The sequence below is a fragment of the Corynebacterium frankenforstense DSM 45800 genome (genome assembly GCF_001941485.1).
Lineage (GTDB): Bacteria > Actinomycetota > Actinomycetes > Mycobacteriales > Mycobacteriaceae > Corynebacterium > Corynebacterium frankenforstense.
The window spans coordinates 1,275,158-1,291,807 of record NZ_CP009247.1; the positions used below are offsets into that span (position 1 = coordinate 1,275,158).

Below are 16,650 nucleotides of genomic sequence, written 5' to 3' on the forward strand. Positions count from 1 at the left end.
CCAGCTCATCAGGTGAATAAAAATATCCGGCGTTCAATTGCCGACGTCCCGCCGGTCGCGGTCGGCGCACCTGTCCCGGTGGGCGTGGCCCCCCCCGGCGCGGTGCGCCGGGCGGGCGGGCCCGCGAAGGTAGTCTGGCAGGGGAACGTAACATTCCCCCGCCGCGGGATGATGGTCCGGGCACGGGCCCGTCCCCGGGCCCGCCCCGTCACAGACGAAGAAAGGTTCACATGGCCAGTCCTCTGGTGGAACGTCCGCTCGACCTCGCCGTCCCGGTGCGGGACCTGGCGCGTCAGCTCGTCGCCGGTGTGCCGTCCTACCTGCGCACCGACTACGCGCGGATCGCCGGCCCCGGCTACTACGTGACGCTGGCGGGCAACCTGGCGCGGTGGGGCTTCTCGATGGCCTCCCTGATGGAGGGCGCGGCCGCGGGGCGCCCGCGCCGCACGGCGGTCATCGACGAGGTCGGCGAGCTGACCTACGCCGAGCTGCGCGAGCGGTCGCGCCGCTTCGCCGCCGCCCTGCGTGCCCACGGGGTGGGGGAGGGCGACCGCGTGGCCCTGGTGGCCCGCAATTCACGGGTGCCGGTGATCACCATGCTGGCCTGCGGTTATCTCGGTGCCGTGGCGATGGTGATGAATCCGATGTCCTCGGCCGCGCAGCTGCGCCGCACCGCCGACGAGTACCGGGCCAAGGCCGTCGTCGCCGACGCTGACCACGCCGAGGGCTTCGCCGACGGCGCGACCCCGCTGATCGTGGGTCACGGCTCCGAGGACGGGGTGCCCGAGAAGCTGCGCGACCTGCGCTTCGGCGGACGCGCCCCGGTCAGCTACGGCACGGCGATCGAGTCCGTCGAGCGCCGCCCGCACCTGCCCTTCCACCCGAAGCAGAACCCGACGGTGATCATGTCCTCGGGCACCACCGGCCGGCCGAAGGGCGTGGTGCGCGGCGTGCCGCGCAGCCCGCAGGTCATCGGCTCGATCTTCCCCAAGGTGCCGTGGCGCCCGGGCGGCGTCATTCAGCTGACCGCCTCGCTCTTCCACGCCTGGGGCTGGCTCAACCTCAACCTGGTCTTCGCCACCGCCTCAACCATGGTCCTGCGCCGCCACTTCGACGCCCACGAGGCGATGGCGGACATCACCCGGTACAAGGTCACCGGCGTGATCTCCGCGGCGGTCTTCCTGCGCGACCTGACCGGCGCCTTCGACGACGCCGTCGCCGAGGCCGCGGTCTCCGGGACGGATGGTGCGGCCGACGGGCGCGTCGGCGGGTCGGTCGAGTTCATCGTCTCCTCCGGCAATGCGCTCCCGCCGCACCTGACCCGCGACCTCAACGCCCGCTTCGGCGTGGTCACCTGCAACTTCTACGGCTCCACCGAGCACGGTCCCGTCGCGGTGGCCGGTGCGCAGGAGCTCGCCGAGGACCCCGACCGCGCCGGCACCGTCGCCCCCGGGGTGCGCATCGCGATCCTGGACGACGACGGCGAGAAGGTGCCCGCCGGCCGGGTGGGCACGATCTACTCGGCGAACTCCGAGTCGATGCAGGGCTACCTCTCGGCGAAGGACGCCACGACGGTGCGCGGGCGCATGCTCTCCACCGGCGATCTCGGCTTCTTCGACGAGCAGGGTTTCCTGCACGTGCGCGGCCGCGCCGACGACATGGTCATCAAGGGCGGCGAGAACGTCTACCCCCGCGAGCTCGAGGAGTTCCTGGGCGAGCAGGAGGCCGTGGCGGACGTCTACGTCAAGGGCGTGCGCGGCGAGATCATGTCGCGTCTGGACTGCTACCTCGTGCGCGCCGACAACGAGGCCGGCCGCGCGCTGGACGAGGACGCGCTGCGCGAGCTGGTGCGCGCGAACCTCGCCGAGCACAACCTGCCCGACCGCGTCGTCTGGCTCGACGAACTGCCGCGCAATGACGCGGGCAAGGTCGTGCCGCGGCTGCTGCCGCAGACCGCCGACGCGGAGGGGTAGCCGGTGGGCCGGTCGAAGGGGTAGCCGGCCGGCGCGAAGTGCGCTAGTTTCAGTGGCAAATGTCACCCCGCGAAGGAGACGTCCCGGCGAATCCCGGCTCGGCTCTCGGCTCGGCGCTGATCCTCGCCGGGACCTCTTCCAGACCGGCGGGGACGCCGCGCAGTGAGGCATCGGCCCGCCGTGGGCGTGGGCCTTCTGCGGGATACTGCCGGCACGCGCCGCCGTGGTACTCACGCTCGTACACAGGAAAGACAGGTGATCGCCGTGGCGGTCTTCTTCTCGTATCTGCTCAACGGGTTCGCGATGGTGTTCACCGCCGCGGTGGTCGTCTGGGCGGTGGTCGAGTACCGCAAGCTCGACCGCGAGCCGTCGAATGTGGGGCTGCTCGAGCACAGGCTCTACCTCGCGGTCATGTTCGTCGCAGGGCTCCTGGGATCGCGGGCGGCCCTGGTGGTGCCCGCCGCGATGCTCTTCTGCGGCATCCGCTGGCCGCGGGAGGGCCGGCAGGTCGCCGGCGGCGCCGTCGCCGCCTTCTGCGGCGTGGCGGCGGTCTTTGTGCCGTCTCTGTTCCTGATTCCCCGTGACAACTCTGCGGAGTCGACACTCGGGAGGATCCTCCTGATCGGCGCGCTGATCGGCTCGGCGGTGGTCATCGCCGTCGCGGCGGCGGTCGTCAAGAGCGTGCGCCGCCGCACCGACGCGATCGCCGCGGCCCAGTCCTTCGCGCGGCCCGCGCCGCCGGCGGACGAGGACGCCGACGGCTCTGCCGCGCAGGGAGGCCACGCCGCCGCCGAGGATCGTGAGGAGCCGGGGAACGGTGGGGAACCGGACGTACCGCAGGAGCCGACCGGCCGCTAGCCGGCGACGCGCGCGACGCCGCGCGGAACCGCCGGGGGCGATCCGCGCGGCGTCGTCAATCGGGCGCTAGTTGCGGAAGCCGTGCACCGGCGCCGGGATGAACCCGCCGCGGTGGATGAACTCGGTCGCCGCGACCTGGTTGACGTCGATGACCGGCGCGTGGCCGAGCAGGCCGCCGAAGTTGACGTCGTCGCCGGGCTCCGTGCCCGGCACCGGGATGACGCGCACGGCGGTGGTCTTATGGTTCATCATGCCGATGGCGGACTCGTCGGCGATGATCGCCGCGATGGTCTCGGCGGTGGTGTCGCCCGGGATCGCGATCATGTCCAGGCCGACCGAGCAGATCGAGGTCATCGCCTCGAGCTTCTCGATGCGCAGCGTGCCGGCGCGCACGGCGTCGATCATGCCGCGGTCCTCGGAGACCGGGATGAAGGAGCCGGACAGCCCGCCGACGCGCGAGCAGGCCATCATGCCGCCCTTCTTGACCGCGTCGTTGAGCAGGGCGAGCGCGGCGGTGGTGCCGTGCGTGCCCACCTGGTCCAGGCCCATGTGCTCGAGGATCTGGGCCACGGAGTCGCCGACCTCGGCGGTCGGGGCCAGCGAGAGGTCCACGATGCCGAAGGGCACGCCCAGGCGCTCGGCGGCCATGTTGCCCACGAGCTGGCCGGTACGGGTGATCTTGAAGGCGGCCTTCTTGATCTCCTCGGCGACCTGGTCGAGGCTCGCGCCCTCCAGGGAGCCGAGCGCGCGGTCGACCACGCCGGGGCCGGAGACGCCGACGGAGACGACGCAGTCCGGCTCCTCGACGCCGTGGAAGGCGCCGGCCATGAAGGGGTTGTCGCCGACGGCGTTGGCGAAGACGACGAGCTTGGCGCAGGCGATCGCGCTGTCGTCGGCGGTCAGTGCGGCGGCCTCCTTGACCACCTCGCCCATCGCGCGGGCGGCGTCCATGTTGATGCCGGCGCGCGAGGAGGCGACGTTGACCGAGCCGCAGACGACGTCCGTCTCGGACAGGGCGGTCGGCAGCGAACGGATCAGGCGGCGCTCGGAGGTCGTCGCGCCCTTCTCCACCAGGGCGGAGTAGCCGCCGATGAAGTTGACGCCGACCTCCTTGGCCGCCGCGTCGAGCGCGCGGGCGACCTCGACCGGGTCGCCCTCGGCCGCGGCGGTGACCAGCGAGACGGGGGTGACCGAGATGCGCTTGTTGACGATCGGCACGCCCAGCTCGGAGCTGATCGCCTCGCAGGTGGACACGAGGTCCTTCGCCTGGCCGACGACCTTGTCGTGGACGGCGCGGGCGGTCTCGGCCATCGTCGGGCGCGCGCAGTCGAGCAGCGAGATGCCCATCGTGACCGTGCGGATGTCGAGGCGGTACTTCTCGATCATCTCGATGGTGTCGAGGATGTTGGCCGCGTTCAGTGTCAGAGCCATGGGGCGCGGCCTCCTAAATCTCGTTGACCGCGGAGAACAGGGCCTCGGACTGGATGCGGATGACCAGGTTCTGCTCCTTCTCCACCGCGCCCATGCGCTCCTGGATCGCCTCGATGCCCGTGGCGGCGTCGTCGAACTCGACGCGCAGGATCATGGTGAACCAGCGCTCCATGATGGTCTGGGAGACGTCGAGGATGTTGATCTTCTGCTCGGCGAGCGCGGCGGTGACGCCCGCGATGATTCCGGTGTGGTCCGCACCGGTGACGGTCATGATCGCGTACATGGTCAAGGACCTTACCCGGGGCCACGGGGGCCGCCCCCACACAGGATGGGGGAGCGGGGGCGCGGCGGGGGCGGTCGCGGGGCGCGCGTGCAAAGATGAGGTCATGGAAATGACGCGGGGCACAGGCAGGCGGGGCCGCTTCACCCGCCGGGGCGAGCGGTTCTTCCACCGCTGGCTCTGGGGTGCGCAGGAGACCTGGGCCGACGGGAAGCTGACCGTGGCCGTCGAGGAGGGCACCCCGGGCGACGGGGCGGCGGTGCCCCGCACGGACCTCGAGCTCGCGCTGGCCGAGGGGCGCTCCGGCGCGCCGTCCTCGACCGCCCGGCGGCGGCGCTCGGCGCTGTGGCGGATCGGCATGTGGACCCTGATCGCGCTCATCGCGGTCGCGATCACGGTCTTCCTCATCTTCCTCGACGACGACGTGTGGATGCGCGTGCTGTGCTTCCTGGTCTTCGTGCCCGCGTTCTCGATCTGCTCGGCGTTCGGGCTGCGCGAGAACGTCGGCAGGCTGAGCGAGATCACGCGCCTGCGCCGCGCCCTGGACACAGCGTGGGCGGACGGGCGGCTGCGCTACGCGGCCTTCCGCACCGGCGCGGTGACCTGCCGCGGCTTCCACACGACGACCATGCGCACGCTCTTCGGCGGCGACGAGTCCGACGAGTACTCGGCGATCATCGCCGATGTCCCCGTGGCCGGGATCCTGCACGACGGCCGGCCCTTCGAGAAGGACTGCAGGGGGTGCCTGCTGCGCATGAAGTCCGACGGGCTGCTCTCGAAGGTGGTCTTCGCCAAGGGGCCCTACGGTGAAGAGAAGGACGACGTCGACGACGCCGACAACGGCTGGACGATCGTGCGCTACCTCGCCGGCGACGAGGAGGAGACCCTCGCCCTCGACCCGCTGATCGGCGCCCGCCGGGCGCGCGCCGCGCTCGAAAAGGTCGGCCTGCTGGGCCCGGGGGACTAGCGGGCCGTCGGCGCGCCCGGTACGTAGGGTGGGGCCATGACGCAGACGACACAGACAGACAGCCCCCGCAACGTCCTGGTCATCGGCGGCCACGGCAAGGTCGCCCTCCTGGCCACCCCGAAGCTCGTCGCCCGCGGCGACCGGGTCACCTCAGTGATCCGCGCGGCCGAGCAGGCCCGCGACGTCGAGAAGCTCGGCGCCACCGCGCACCTCGCCGACATCACCGCGCTCGACGCCGCGCAGTGGCGCGAGCTCGTCTCGGGCCACGACGTCGTCGTCTGGTCCGCCGGCGCCGGTGGGAAGGGCGGCGCCGAGGCGACCTACGCCGTCGACCGCGACGCCGCGCTGGCGTTGGTGGCGGCTCTCGAGGAGCTCGGTGCGGACGCGCCGCGGCTGATCCTCGTCTCCTACGCCGGCTCGCTGCACAACCCCTGGGGCGAGGGCCACGGCATGCACGCCTACGGGGAGGCCAAGCAGGCCGTCGACGAGCGCCTGGCCTCCGGCGTGCCCTTCGACCACCTGGTGCTCGCCCCGGGCGTGCTCACCCTGGAGCCGGACCGGGGTCTCGAGCCGATCCCGGACGAGGCGGGTGCGGCCGCCGAGACGTCCCGCGAGCTGGTCGCCGACGTCATCGTCGAGGCCGCCGGGCGCGCGGACTTCCCGCACGCCGCGCGCTTCGCCTTCGTCGACGGCGACGGGCCGGTCGCCGGGGCGGACTTCGGCGCCTGACTGAGACCCCGCTTTCCGACGCCCGCGCCTAGCCCACGAGGGCGGGCACGTGCGCGTCGGTGTGGTCGCGCGCCTGCCGGCGCGCGGCGTCGGCGGCGGCGTGGGCGACGAAGGAGCGCAGCAGCGTGCGCGGGGCCGAGGTGTCCACCAGCGGCAGGCCGGAGACGATGGCGTCGAACTCGGCGTCGTCGTAGTAGCCGTGGCCGTGGAAGAAGCCCATGCGCACGCGCATGGCGTCGGCGTCCATCTCGCTGTGGAACTGGCAGGTCCACAGCCGCTCGCCGTAGCGCACGGCCTGCACGGGGCAGGAGGGGCCGGTCGCCAGCAGCGTGGCGGCAGGCCCGAGCGCGGTGATGTTCTCGGTGTGGCCGGTCAGCGCGGTGAAGGTCGCCGGCAGCGCGCCGAAGACGGGGTCAGACTTTCCGGCCGCGGTGAGCTCGACGGTGGTGGCCCCGGCGTTCTCCGGGTGGGTGCGCCCGATCTCGCCGCCGGTGGACCGCGCGATCGCGGAGCCGCCGTAGCAGACGGAGAGCACGGGCACCGGCGCGGCGAGCAGCCCGGCGAGCTGGACGTTGACGTTCTGCTGCCAGCGGCTGTGCGGGGCGTCGGTGACGTTCAGGTCCGAGCCGCCGACGAAGACGCCGGAAAAGCCGCGCAGATCCCCCAGCCGGGAGTTCTCCGAGTCGAGCATTCGGTGGACCAGCTGCTCCTCCTCCAGGCCCGCGGCACGGAGGAAATCGCGGTATTCGGCGCCGGCCACGGCGGGGCTGCGGCGCGGGGAGAGCAGCAGGAACGGAAGCATACCAAGCAGTCTACACAGGCGACCGGCATTTTCCGAACCAAGCGGTCTATTACATGCGCGTGTCGCGCCCGCCCCGCTCAGCGGTGGCGCACGGACTCCTCGACGAGGTCGAGCACGGTGTCGAAGCCCTCGGCCGAGCCGCCGGAGGCCAGCCGGGCGATCAGCCCGTCGAGGACGGTCTCCAGGTAGGTCGTCAGCACCGCGACGGGGACGTCGGTGCGCATGCGCTCGGCGACGTCGCGCTGCTCGAAGCGCTCGCGCACGGCCCGGTCGAGGACCTCCTGGTGCTTCTCCCAGCGGGCGCGGAAGCCGGCGTCGGTGCGCAGCAGACGGGAGATCTCGACGCGGGTGACCAGCCAGTCGTGGCGCTCGGGGTGGTGGATCAGGTCGCGCATGACGGCGACCAGGCCGTCGCGGGCGACGACCTCGGCCTGGCGCACGGCGTCCTGGTGGGCGATCTCCAGGAAGAGCGACTCCTTGTCGCCGAAGTGGTGGAAGATCGCGCCGCGGGACTTGCCCGTGGCCTCCTCGAGCCGGCGCACGGTCGCACCCTCGTATCCGTGGCGCGCGAAGCACACGCGGGCGCCCTCCAGGATCTCGCGGCGACGCCGCGCGAGTTCCTCGTCGCTGACCACGGGCATATGACGGCACGACCTTTCGGGTCTCGGGTGAAGGGGTAATCGGGCGCAAAGGGAAAACGGGCGGGGAGGCGAGGCGGTCACCTCGCCTCCCCGCCCGGGCGACGGGCCCGCGGTGCGGGTCCCGTCAGGCCACGGCCGGGGCCGGCCTAGTTGGCGGCCATCTGACGCAGCACGTACTGCAGGATGCCGCCGTGGCGGTAGTACTCCGCCTCACCGGGGGTGTCGATGCGCACGGTGGCGTCGAACTCGACGGTCTCGCCGCTCTCCTTGGTGGCGGTGACGTGGACCGTCGACGGGATCGAGTCGTTGAGCTCCTCGATGCCGGTGATGTCGAAGGTCTCCGTGCCGTCCAGGCCCAGGGACTCGTGGGACTCGCCCTCCGGGAACTGCAGCGGGATCACGCCCATGCCGATCAGGTTCGAGCGGTGGATGCGCTCGAAGGACTCGGTGATCACGGCCTTGACGCCCAGCAGGTTGGTGCCCTTGGCGGCCCAGTCACGCGAGGAGCCGGTGCCGTACTCCTTGCCGGCGATGACGACCAGCGGGGTGCCGGCGGCCTTGTAGTTCTGGCAGGCGTCGAAGATGAAGGCCTGCGGGCCGCCCTCCTGGGTGAAGTCGCGGGTGTAGCCGCCCTGGACGTCCACCAGCTGGTTCTGCAGGCGGATGTTGGCGAAGGTGCCGCGCATCATGACCTCGTGGTTGCCGCGGCGGGAGCCCAGGGAGTTGTAGTCCTTGCGCTCGACCCCGTTGGCGTCCAGGTACTGGGCGGCCGGGGTGCCGGGCTTGATCGAGGAGGCCGGGGAGATGTGGTCGGTGGTGACCGAGTCGCCCAGCTTGGCCAGGACGCGGGCGCCGTGGATGTCCTTGACGGGCTCCGGCTCGACGGGCATGTCGTCGAAGTAGGGCGCCTTGCGGATGTAGGTGGAGTCCGGGTCCCAGTCGAAGGTCTCGCCCTCGGGGACGTCGAGCTCCTGCCACTGCTTGTCGCCCTTGAACACGTCCGCGTAGTCCTGGACGTACAGCTCGCGGGAGATCGCCTGCTGGATGGTGTCCTCGATCTCGGCGGGGGAGGGCCAGATGTCCTTCAGGTAGACGTCGTTGCCGTCCTGGTCCTGGCCCAGCGGCTGGGTCTCGAAGTCGAAGTCCATGGTGCCGGCGATCGCGTAGGCGATGACCAGGATCGGGGACGCGAGGTAGTTCATCTTCACGTCCGGCGAGATGCGGCCCTCGAAGTTGCGGTTACCGGAGAGCACCGCGGTGGCGGTCAGGTCGTTGTCGTTGATCGCCTGGGAGACCTCGTCCGGCAGCGGGCCGGAGTTGCCGATGCAGGTGGTGCAGCCGAAGCCCGAGAGGTAGAAGCCCAGGGCCTCGAGGTCCTTCCAGAGGTCGGCGCGCTTGTAGTAGCCGTCGACGACCTGGGAACCCGGCGCACAGATGGTCTTGACCCACGGCTTGGCGCGCAGGCCCTTGGCGGCGGCCTTGCGGGCGATCAGGCCGGCGCCGATCATCACGGACGGGTTGGAGGTGTTGGTGCACGAGGTGATCGACGCGATGGCGACCATGCCGTGGTCCAGGGTGTACTCGCCGCCGCGCGGGGACTTGACGGTCACCGGGTGCGAGTGGCGGCCCTTGGAACCGACGGCGACGGACTCGCCGTGGCCCTCGGCGGAGGAGTTGTAGGTCTCCGGCAGGACGTCCTCGTCCTGCTCCTCGGGGGCGTTGCCCTCGGCGGCCATCTTGACGGCCTCGGTGGAGTCGTCCTCGCAGATCGGGTCGTCGGTGAAGGTGGACAGCTGCTCGCGGAAGGTGTCCTTCGCCTCGTTGAGCAGGATGCGGTCCTGCGGGCGCTTCGGGCCGGCGATCGACGGCACGACGGTGGACAGGTCCAGCTCGAGGTACTCGGAGTACTCGGCCTCGGGGGAGTCCTCGTCCAGCCACATGCCCTGGGCCTTGGCGTAGGCCTCGACGCGCTCGATCTGCTCCTCCGGGCGGCCGGTCAGGCGCAGGTACTTGGTGGTCTCCTCGTCGATCGGGAAGATCGCGCAGGTGGAGCCGAACTCCGGGGACATGTTGCCGATGGTGGCGCGGTTGGCCAGCGGCACCGACTTGACGCCGTTGCCGTAGAACTCGACGAACTTCTGGACCACGCCGTGCTCGCGCAGCATCTCGGTGATGGTCAGCACGACGTCGGTGGCGGTCACGCCGACCGGGATCTCACCGGTGAGCTTGAAGCCGACGACCTTCGGGATGAGCATGGAGACCGGCTGGCCCAGCATGGCCGCCTCGGCTTCGATGCCGCCGACGCCCCAGCCCAGGATGCCCAGGCCGTTCTCCATGGTGGTGTGGGAGTCGGTGCCGATGCAGGTGTCCGGGTAGGCGACGCCCTCGTTGTCGAAGACGACGCGGGCCAGGTACTCGATGTTGACCTGGTGGACGATGCCGGTTCCCGGGGGCACGACGCGGAAGTTGGAGAAGTTCTCCGAGCCCCAGCGCAGGAACTGGTAGCGCTCCTCGTTGCGCTGGTACTCGATCTCGACGTTCTTCTGCAGGGCGTCGTCGCTGCCGAAGGCCTCGACGATGACGGAGTGGTCGATGACCATCTCGGCCGGGTTCAGCGGGTTGACCTGGTCCGGGTCGCCGCCGAGCGTGGAGACGGCCTCACGCATGGTGGCGAGGTCGACCACGCAGGGCACGCCGGTGAAGTCCTGCATGAGCACGCGGGCCGGGGTGAACTGGATCTCCGTGTCCGGCTCGGCGGTCGGGTCCCAGTTCGCCAGGGCCTTGATGTGGTCGGCGGTGACGTTCTTGCCGTCCTCCGTGCGCAGCAGGTTCTCGCCGAGAACCTTCAGGGAGTACGGCAGCTTCTCCATGCCGGGGACGGCATCGAGAGCGAAGTACTGGTACTCCTTGTCGCCCACCTCGAGGGTGCGCTGGGCGTCGAAGGAGTTCTTGCTTGCGGTCACAGTGAGCTCCGTTTCTCGCGGGATATCGAAATGTGAGGACTGTCTCGTGGCCGGAGCCGGAGTCCGGCAGTTCACGAGGTCCGCTGGAAATGATTCTACTAGCACCGGCGGCGCGATTGGCCGTCGAGTCTCAGGCTAACAGTACAACCGTCCTATTTGCGAGCGTGACGCGCGCAACCACCTTTTCGGCCACCCCCGTTCGTGCGGGGCCGATGCCCGATATGCTGTGGGGCGTCCGTGGGGAACGGGGACGCCGTTCCTCATATATCCAGCTACCCCCAGTGAAGAGGTCCCGCCATGGCCCAGACCCCGCCCGCCGCTGAGCTCGCCGCCGATCTCGTCGACGACGGTGTCGCCGTCGTCGGCGCCGGCGCGGACGACCCGGCCTTCGTCGGCGCCCTGCGCGACGCGGTCGCCGCCTCCGACGTCGAGGGCGGGCTGGGGCTCGTCGTCGTCGACGAGACGCCGGCGCAGGTGCCCTCGCTGCGCGATCTCGCGCAGGACACCCTGAACGCGCTCGGGGCGGGAGAGACGGGACATGAGGGGATGGCCGGCCCGGGCACCGTCGTCGTGCGCGCGCCCGGGGGCGCGGGCGCGGTCAGTGCACCGGACACGGGCCTGGCCCGCGCCGAGCTCGACCAGGCGACCCTGGCGATGGTCGGCGAGCCCGACTACCCGGCCTCCGTCGACGCCTTCTCCGGCGAGCTCGGCGACCCCGGCGTCGGCGCCGCGGGAGCCGGCCTCATCCTCCTGGTGGCCCTCGCCGTCCTGGCCGTCGCGGCGTTCGCCGCCTACCGCTCGGCCCGGGTCCGGAACTAGGTCAAGTTCCACGGCTTTACTTAACGACGTCCCGGTGGTCGCCGCCGCGGCGCCGGCGCGGCGCCGCGGGGTGGTGACCGGCCGGCCTCGGCATCTACATCTTGACCTGGTCGAGAGCGGACAGTGACACGCCTGTGACACTATTTGTGATGAACGTCACGTTACTCGGGCGTAACGCCTTTTCTGCAGGCCAGCGGCGCGACCAGGTCATGGCCGGGGACTTTACTTCTGTGGCGTGTGTGACTCACTGGGGTTTTCGAGGCTCGCGTGGTCTATGGTTTGGTCATCGACTCGCGGGTCGCCCGCGGTCGCAGGAATTCACTTCCGAATCGGCTGTGACACGCCGGTGTCGTGGGACGGACCTGTGGGGAAGCACGTCGCGTTCACGGATCGGGGCAGTCACGCCGGGGGAGCACTCCTGTGCCGGAGGCGGCCGCGCGGGGCGGTGCAAGACGGGACGCACGCCGTGCGCCCCATCCCCGGGTCAAGGCCGTTGACTTGAAAGTCCGCCGGGGGACTGACAGGAGATTTACGTGGCTTACTCTCTGAACGCCGATCAGACGCACACGCCGGCCCGCGCCGGGCGCCGGGTCGGCGCCTGCGCGCGTGTCGCCGTGGCGACCACCGTCTCCGCGGTGATGGTCGCCACCTCCGCCGTCGCGGGCGCGGTCCCGCGCAACCCGGAGCCCGCCGAGCTGGCGCAGGCCCAGCAGGCCGTCGACGCCGGCACCGGCGGAGTGGCCGCCGCGGCCGGGGCGCTGTCGAGCAAGGAGGAGGAGATCGCGAACCTCGAGCTCGACATGGGCGGACTGCGCGAGGAGATCAACAAGACCCTCGTCGACCTCCACGACGCCCAGGGTTCGGCCGAGCAGGCCCGCCAGGCCGTCAAGGAGGCCCGCGCGGAGCTCGACCAGGTCCAGGGCGAGATGAGCTCGGCCCAGGACAAGCTCGACGAGATCTCCCGCACCGCCTACCGCCGTGGCGCCTCCGCGCCGGTCTCCGGCGTCTCCGGCAACGCCACCAGCGATGACGGCCTGGACCGCCGCACCTACCTGCGCACGAACGCCGAGAAGCAGCGCGCCGCCGTCGACGAGCTCGACCGCCTGCGCACCGAGACCGCCAACCGCGAGTCCCGCCTGCGCGAGGCCCGCGACGTCGCCGAGGACCGCGAGGTCGCCGCCGAGCAGGCGCAGACCGACGCGCGCGCCGAGATCGACGAGCGTTCCCGCGAGCTCGAGCAGAAGAACGCCGAGCGCGAGCAGCTCGTCGCCCAGCGCGACGAGGCGCAGGGCGAGCTCGACGCGGCCCGCGGCCACTCCGAGAACCTGGACCGCGAGCGCGAGGAGTACCGCGAGTACGAGCAGCGCGAGCAGGAGCGTAAGGAGGCCGAGGACAAGGCCCGCGAGGCGGCGGCCGCCAAGGCCAAGGCCGAGCGCGAGCAGGCCGCCGCCGAGGAGCAGGAGCGCGCCCGCAAGGAGGCCGAGGACGCCGCCCAGCGCGAGCGTGAGGCCACCGCGGCCGCGGAGAAGGCCGCCGAGGCCGTCGCCGCGACCCAGCCCGAGCACAACACGCTCGACAACCCGTACCCCAGCGGTGAGGACGCGGCCGCCGGCGACATCGCCGCCGTCCAGAACCCCTCGGGCACCGCCGCGACCGGCGAGACGACGCAGGGTAACGGGACCTCCGCGACCGCCCAGGCCACGCAGACCAGCGAGGCGGCCACCAGCACCCGGGCCACTGAGACGGCCGGCGAGACCGCCGCTGAGTCGACCCAGGCGACGACCACCACCCAGGCCGAGCCCACCGCCACGGCGACCGGCGGGGCCACCGAGACGGCCGAGGAGACCACCACCTCCGAGTCCACCACCTCCCAGTCCGGCGACTCCACCGGCCAGTCGATCGGCGGGCCGACCCTGGAGACCGCCGACGAGGTCTCCGAGGAGGTCTCGGGCAGCGTCGACGGCTCCCGCGAGCAGCGCATCGAGACCGTCATCGCGCGCGCCAAGTCGCAGATCGGCATGCCGTACGCCTGGGGCGGCGGCAACGCCAGCGGCCCGACCAAGGGCATCCGCGACGGCGGCGTGGCGGACTCCTACGGCGACTACAACAAGATCGGCTTCGACTGCTCGGGCCTGGTCCTCTACGCCTTCGCCGGCGTCGGGATCTCGCTGCCGCACTACACCGGTTACCAGTACCAGCGCGGCACCAAGGTCGACCCGTCGAGCATGCAGCGCGGCGACCTGATCTTCTACGGCCCCGCCGGCAACCACCACGTGGCCATCTACCTCGGTGACGGCCAGATGATCGAGGCCCCGCAGTCCGGCTCGACCGTCCAGATCTCGCCGGTGCGCTGGTCGGGCATGTCGCCCAGCGCCGTCCGCCTGATCTGACCCGGAATATAAAAACCCGCAGGCCACGGGGTTCGCGCACCGCGCGGGCCCCGTTTTTGCGTGATCAAAAGGTTGACGTAGCATCGTGCGCATGAACCAAGGTTTCCCCTACGACGCGCTGCTCGTGCTCTCCTTCGGTGGTCCGGAGGCGGACGAGGAGGTCATCCCCTTCCTCCAGAACGTCACCCGGGGCCGCGGCATCCCCGTCGAACGGCTCAAGGTCGTCGGCGAGCACTACTACCACTTCGGCGGTGTCAGTCCGATCAACCGGCTGAACAAGGAGATGATCGCCAACATCGAGGCCGAGCTGGACCGGCGCGGCATCGACGTGCCGGTCTACTTCGGCAACCGCAACTGGCACCCCTTCCTCGAGGACACCGCCGAGCGCATGGCCGCCGACGGCGTGCGCCACCCCCTCGTCTTCGCCACCTCCGCGTGGGGCGGGTACTCCGGGGCCCGCCAGTACGACGAGGACATCCGGCGCGCCCGCGCGCACCTCGCCGAGCGCGGCGCCCCCGAGCTGGAGTTCACCAAGCTGCGCCAGTTCTTCAACCACCCCGGCTTCATCGACGAGATGGCCGCCGGCATCCGCGACGCCCGCGCGAAGTTCGGCGCCGACGAGGACGCGCGCCTCGTCTTCACCGCGCACTCCGTGCCGGTGACCGACCGCGGCCAGGGCGAGGGCCCGGCGGAGTCCGAGGTCTACGAGTCGCAGGTGCGCGAGGCCGCCCGTCTGGTCGCGGCCGCGGCCGGCGAGTCCGAGCACGACCTGGTCTGGCAGTCGCGCTCCGGTCCGCCGCACCAGCCCTGGCTCGAGCCCGACGTCGTTGACTTCGTCACCGGGCTCCACGAGAAGGAGGGCCTCGGCGCGGTGCTCAACTGCCCGGTCGGCTTCATCTCCGACCACATGGAGGTCGTCTGGGACCTCGACACCGAGCTGAAGCAGGCCTGCGACGAGATGGGCGTGCACCTCGAGCGCTCCCGCACCGCCGGGACCACCGGGCCCTTCGCCCGCGTCGTCGTCGACCTCATGGAGGAGGCGGCCGGCCTGCGGGACATCGAGGTCCGCGGCGACATGCCCGCCTGGGGTGTGAGCGTCGACGGCGAGCCCGTGGACGCCTACCCGCGCGCCAGCTCGCGCACCGCGTAGTCCACGCCGGCCACCCGGGCCCGGCGCACCGGCCCGCCGAGGGCCAGCAGCTGCGGGTCCAGGCTGTGGTCGCCGATGCGCTCGGTGAGCGTCTCGACGATCGCGGCGACCCGGTCGGCGCGCGCGAAGAGCTTCGCCGCCCGCGGCGGCACCGACCCGGGCAGCCCGGGCGTGTCGTAGAAGTCGCCCAGAGTCCCCACGGTCAACCGTGGGGACTTTACTTTCGGGTCCGGGCGGTAGCCCACGGCGTCGATGAGGTCGGTGGCCCGGTCCGTGGCCTGCGTCAGCAGCCGGTCGGCCTCGCCCGGGGAGAGGTAGTCCGGGGCGGGCAGGGGAGCCGGTCCGCTGAAGCGCTCCCAGACCACCGGGGAGCCGTCTCCCGGCACCCGCGGCACCAGCGCGTGGTAGACGGTCGGGTCCGTGCCCTCGACGACCACGGCTCCGGGCCCGGCCGCGGCGGCGGCCGCCGCCGGGGAACCGGCCGGCAGGCGCGGGGCGTCGCCCGGGCCGGAGAGCACCAGGCGCATCCCCGCGTCCGTCTCGTGTGCGCCGCACCGACGGAGGAAGGCCAGCACACCGGTGAGGGGCGCGGCGTCGTCAAGCGTCTGCCCGGGACCGAAGAGCTCGGTCAGTGCACCGAGCACGGAGTCGGCGGGCTCGTGGCCGTGCAGTCCGGCGGCCAGCCAGACGACGGCGTTCTGCAGCGGGGAGTAGACGGTCTCGCGGATGCTCACGGCCAGCCACTCTAGGCGGGCCCGCGCGGGGGATAGGCTGTGGGGCCATGAGCTTCCACGACCCCTACGCCGGCGACATCCTCTCCGGCCACGCGCGCAACCGCCCCGCGACCTACCCGGAACTGCCCGCCGAGCGCGGCACCGTCGTCGAGGTCTTCGGGCAGAACTTCGTCGGTGCGGTCATCGGCACCGAGCGCGCCGTCGAGGGCGAGCTGGTCCGCCTCGAGGACCGCTACGGCACCACGCGAGTCTTCCGGCTGCGCCCGGGCGGCTTCCTGCACCAGGGCCGCCGGGTCACCCTCGTGCGCGACGTCGCCGCCGCGCCGGCCCCGCCGACCCACTCCAACTCCGGCTCGCGCCGCGTGCGCGACGTCGAGGCCAAGGTCGCCGCGCCCTCGCGCATCTGGGTCGAGGGCATCCACGACGCCGCGATCGTCGAGAAGGTCTGGGGTCACGACCTGCGCGTCGAGGGCGTCGTCGTCGAGTACCTCGAGGGCCTGGACAACCTGCCCGAGCGCCTCGCCGAGTTCCGCCCCGGCCCCGGCCGCCGCGTCGGCGTGCTCGCCGACCACCTGGTCAAGGGCTCCAAGGAGTCCCGCCTCGTCGAGGGCGTGGGCGAGCACGTGCTGGTCACCGGCCACCCGTTCATCGACGTCTGGGCCGCGGTCAAGCCCGCCAGCGTCGGCATCCGCGCCTGGCCGGACGTGCCCTACGGCGAGGACTGGAAGACCGGCGTGTGCGAGCGCCTCGGCTGGTCCGACCCCAAGGAGGGGTGGAGCCGGGTGTACGCGGCCGTGCACAACTTCCGCGACCTCGACTCCTCGCTGATCGGGGCCGTCGAGCGCCTCGTCGACTTCGTCACCGACCCCTCGCTGAGCAAGGCCGACGCCGCCGGCTGAAAAGCTGCGCGCCA

Annotated in this window: 14 protein-coding genes; 8 read left to right on the top strand and 6 right to left on the bottom strand. The window is 71.6% G+C overall.

Annotated elements, in window-relative coordinates:
- The first annotated feature begins 230 nt into the window (after positions 1 to 230).
- Together CFRA_RS05520 and CFRA_RS05525 are read left to right on the top strand one after the other, a co-directional pair.
- Positions 231 to 1,973: an AMP-binding protein gene (locus CFRA_RS05520; protein ID WP_083666862.1), complete on the top strand. Its 1,743-nt coding sequence runs from the start codon at positions 231 to 233 to the stop codon at positions 1,971 to 1,973.
- Positions 1,974 to 2,228: 255 nt separating this feature from the next.
- A complete protein-coding gene (locus tag CFRA_RS05525; RefSeq protein WP_075663798.1) occupies positions 2,229 to 2,831 on the top strand; it encodes a hypothetical protein in 603 nt (200 codons plus the stop codon).
- Between the two features lie 66 nt (positions 2,832 to 2,897).
- Here CFRA_RS05525 and CFRA_RS05530 read toward each other — a convergent pair whose 3' ends face one another.
- Together CFRA_RS05530 and CFRA_RS05535 are read right to left on the bottom strand one after the other, a co-directional pair.
- A complete protein-coding gene (locus CFRA_RS05530; RefSeq protein ID WP_075663799.1) occupies positions 2,898 to 4,262 on the bottom strand; it encodes a PFL family protein in 1,365 nt (454 codons plus the stop codon).
- A 13-nt stretch (positions 4,263 to 4,275) separates the two neighbouring features.
- A complete protein-coding gene (locus tag CFRA_RS05535) occupies positions 4,276 to 4,545 on the bottom strand; it encodes an ACT domain-containing protein (RefSeq protein ID WP_075663800.1) in 270 nt (89 codons plus the stop codon).
- Positions 4,546 to 4,648: 103 nt separating this feature from the next.
- Here CFRA_RS05535 and CFRA_RS05540 point away from each other — a divergent pair, with 103 nt between their 5' ends.
- Both CFRA_RS05540 and CFRA_RS05545 read left to right on the top strand, forming a co-directional pair.
- Positions 4,649 to 5,509 carry a hypothetical protein gene (locus CFRA_RS05540; RefSeq protein WP_156887969.1) on the top strand — a complete coding sequence of 287 codons (861 nt, stop codon included), beginning with the start codon at positions 4,649 to 4,651 and terminating at the stop codon, positions 5,507 to 5,509.
- Between the two features lie 36 nt (positions 5,510 to 5,545).
- Complete coding sequence (locus tag CFRA_RS05545) at positions 5,546 to 6,238, top strand: SDR family oxidoreductase (protein ID WP_075663802.1); 693 nt, start codon at positions 5,546 to 5,548, stop codon at positions 6,236 to 6,238.
- Positions 6,239 to 6,266: 28 nt separating this feature from the next.
- Here the strand turns inward: CFRA_RS05545 and CFRA_RS05550 are convergent, their stop codons facing one another.
- The 3 genes from CFRA_RS05550 to can form a co-directional block, all read right to left on the bottom strand.
- On the bottom strand, positions 6,267 to 7,040 hold the full coding sequence (locus CFRA_RS05550; protein ID WP_075663803.1) for a glutamine amidotransferase: 774 nt from the start codon (positions 7,038 to 7,040) through the stop codon (positions 6,267 to 6,269).
- A gap of 77 nt (positions 7,041 to 7,117) precedes the next feature.
- Entirely contained in the window at positions 7,118 to 7,681 is a 564-nt protein-coding gene (locus tag CFRA_RS05555) for a TetR/AcrR family transcriptional regulator (protein WP_075663804.1), read from the bottom strand.
- A 146-nt stretch (positions 7,682 to 7,827) separates the two neighbouring features.
- Positions 7,828 to 10,644 (bottom strand): aconitate hydratase, encoded by a 2,817-nt coding sequence (gene can, locus CFRA_RS05560; RefSeq protein ID WP_075663805.1) that lies wholly within the window; start codon positions 10,642 to 10,644, stop codon positions 7,828 to 7,830.
- Between the two features lie 297 nt (positions 10,645 to 10,941).
- On the opposite strand from can, the gene CFRA_RS05565 reads away from it, so the two are divergent.
- The 3 genes from CFRA_RS05565 (at position 10,942) to CFRA_RS05575 (ending at position 15,003) form a co-directional block, all read left to right on the top strand.
- Complete coding sequence (locus CFRA_RS05565; RefSeq protein ID WP_075663806.1) at positions 10,942 to 11,463, top strand: Rv1476 family membrane protein; 522 nt, start codon at positions 10,942 to 10,944, stop codon at positions 11,461 to 11,463.
- Positions 11,464 to 11,996: 533 nt separating this feature from the next.
- Complete coding sequence (locus CFRA_RS05570; RefSeq protein ID WP_245797704.1) at positions 11,997 to 13,853, top strand: DIP1281 family NlpC/P60 protein; 1,857 nt, start codon at positions 11,997 to 11,999, stop codon at positions 13,851 to 13,853.
- Between the two features lie 91 nt (positions 13,854 to 13,944).
- Positions 13,945 to 15,003 (top strand): ferrochelatase, encoded by a 1,059-nt coding sequence (locus tag CFRA_RS05575; protein ID WP_075663807.1) that lies wholly within the window; start codon positions 13,945 to 13,947, stop codon positions 15,001 to 15,003.
- Here the strand turns inward: CFRA_RS05575 and CFRA_RS05580 are convergent.
- The gene (locus CFRA_RS05580) at positions 14,973 to 15,737 is read right to left on the bottom strand and encodes a hypothetical protein (protein WP_075663808.1); all 765 of its coding nucleotides are present in this window, start codon (positions 15,735 to 15,737) and stop codon (positions 14,973 to 14,975) included. The genes CFRA_RS05575 and CFRA_RS05580 overlap by 31 nt on opposite strands.
- A gap of 47 nt (positions 15,738 to 15,784) precedes the next feature.
- On the opposite strand from CFRA_RS05580, the gene CFRA_RS05585 reads away from it, so the two are divergent.
- Positions 15,785 to 16,636: a DUF3097 domain-containing protein gene (locus tag CFRA_RS05585; RefSeq protein WP_075663809.1), complete on the top strand. Its 852-nt coding sequence runs from the start codon at positions 15,785 to 15,787 to the stop codon at positions 16,634 to 16,636.
- Positions 16,637 to 16,650 lie beyond the last annotated feature (14 nt).

Coding starts and splice junctions, on each gene's coding strand:
- CFRA_RS05520 (WP_083666862.1), top strand. CDS start 231: ATGGCCAGTCCTCTGGTGGAACGTCCGCTCGACCTCGCCGTCCCGGTG.
- CFRA_RS05530 (WP_075663799.1), bottom strand. CDS start 4,262: ATGGCTCTGACACTGAACGCGGCCAACATCCTCGACACCATCGAGATG.
- CFRA_RS05535 (WP_075663800.1), bottom strand. CDS start 4,545: ATGTACGCGATCATGACCGTCACCGGTGCGGACCACACCGGAATCATC.
- CFRA_RS05540 (WP_156887969.1), top strand. CDS start 4,649: ATGGAAATGACGCGGGGCACAGGCAGGCGGGGCCGCTTCACCCGCCGG.
- CFRA_RS05545 (WP_075663802.1), top strand. CDS start 5,546: ATGACGCAGACGACACAGACAGACAGCCCCCGCAACGTCCTGGTCATC.
- CFRA_RS05550 (WP_075663803.1), bottom strand. CDS start 7,040: ATGCTTCCGTTCCTGCTGCTCTCCCCGCGCCGCAGCCCCGCCGTGGCC.
- CFRA_RS05555 (WP_075663804.1), bottom strand. CDS start 7,681: ATGCCCGTGGTCAGCGACGAGGAACTCGCGCGGCGTCGCCGCGAGATC.
- CFRA_RS05565 (WP_075663806.1), top strand. CDS start 10,942: ATGGCCCAGACCCCGCCCGCCGCTGAGCTCGCCGCCGATCTCGTCGAC.
- CFRA_RS05575 (WP_075663807.1), top strand. CDS start 13,945: ATGAACCAAGGTTTCCCCTACGACGCGCTGCTCGTGCTCTCCTTCGGT.
- CFRA_RS05585 (WP_075663809.1), top strand. CDS start 15,785: ATGAGCTTCCACGACCCCTACGCCGGCGACATCCTCTCCGGCCACGCG.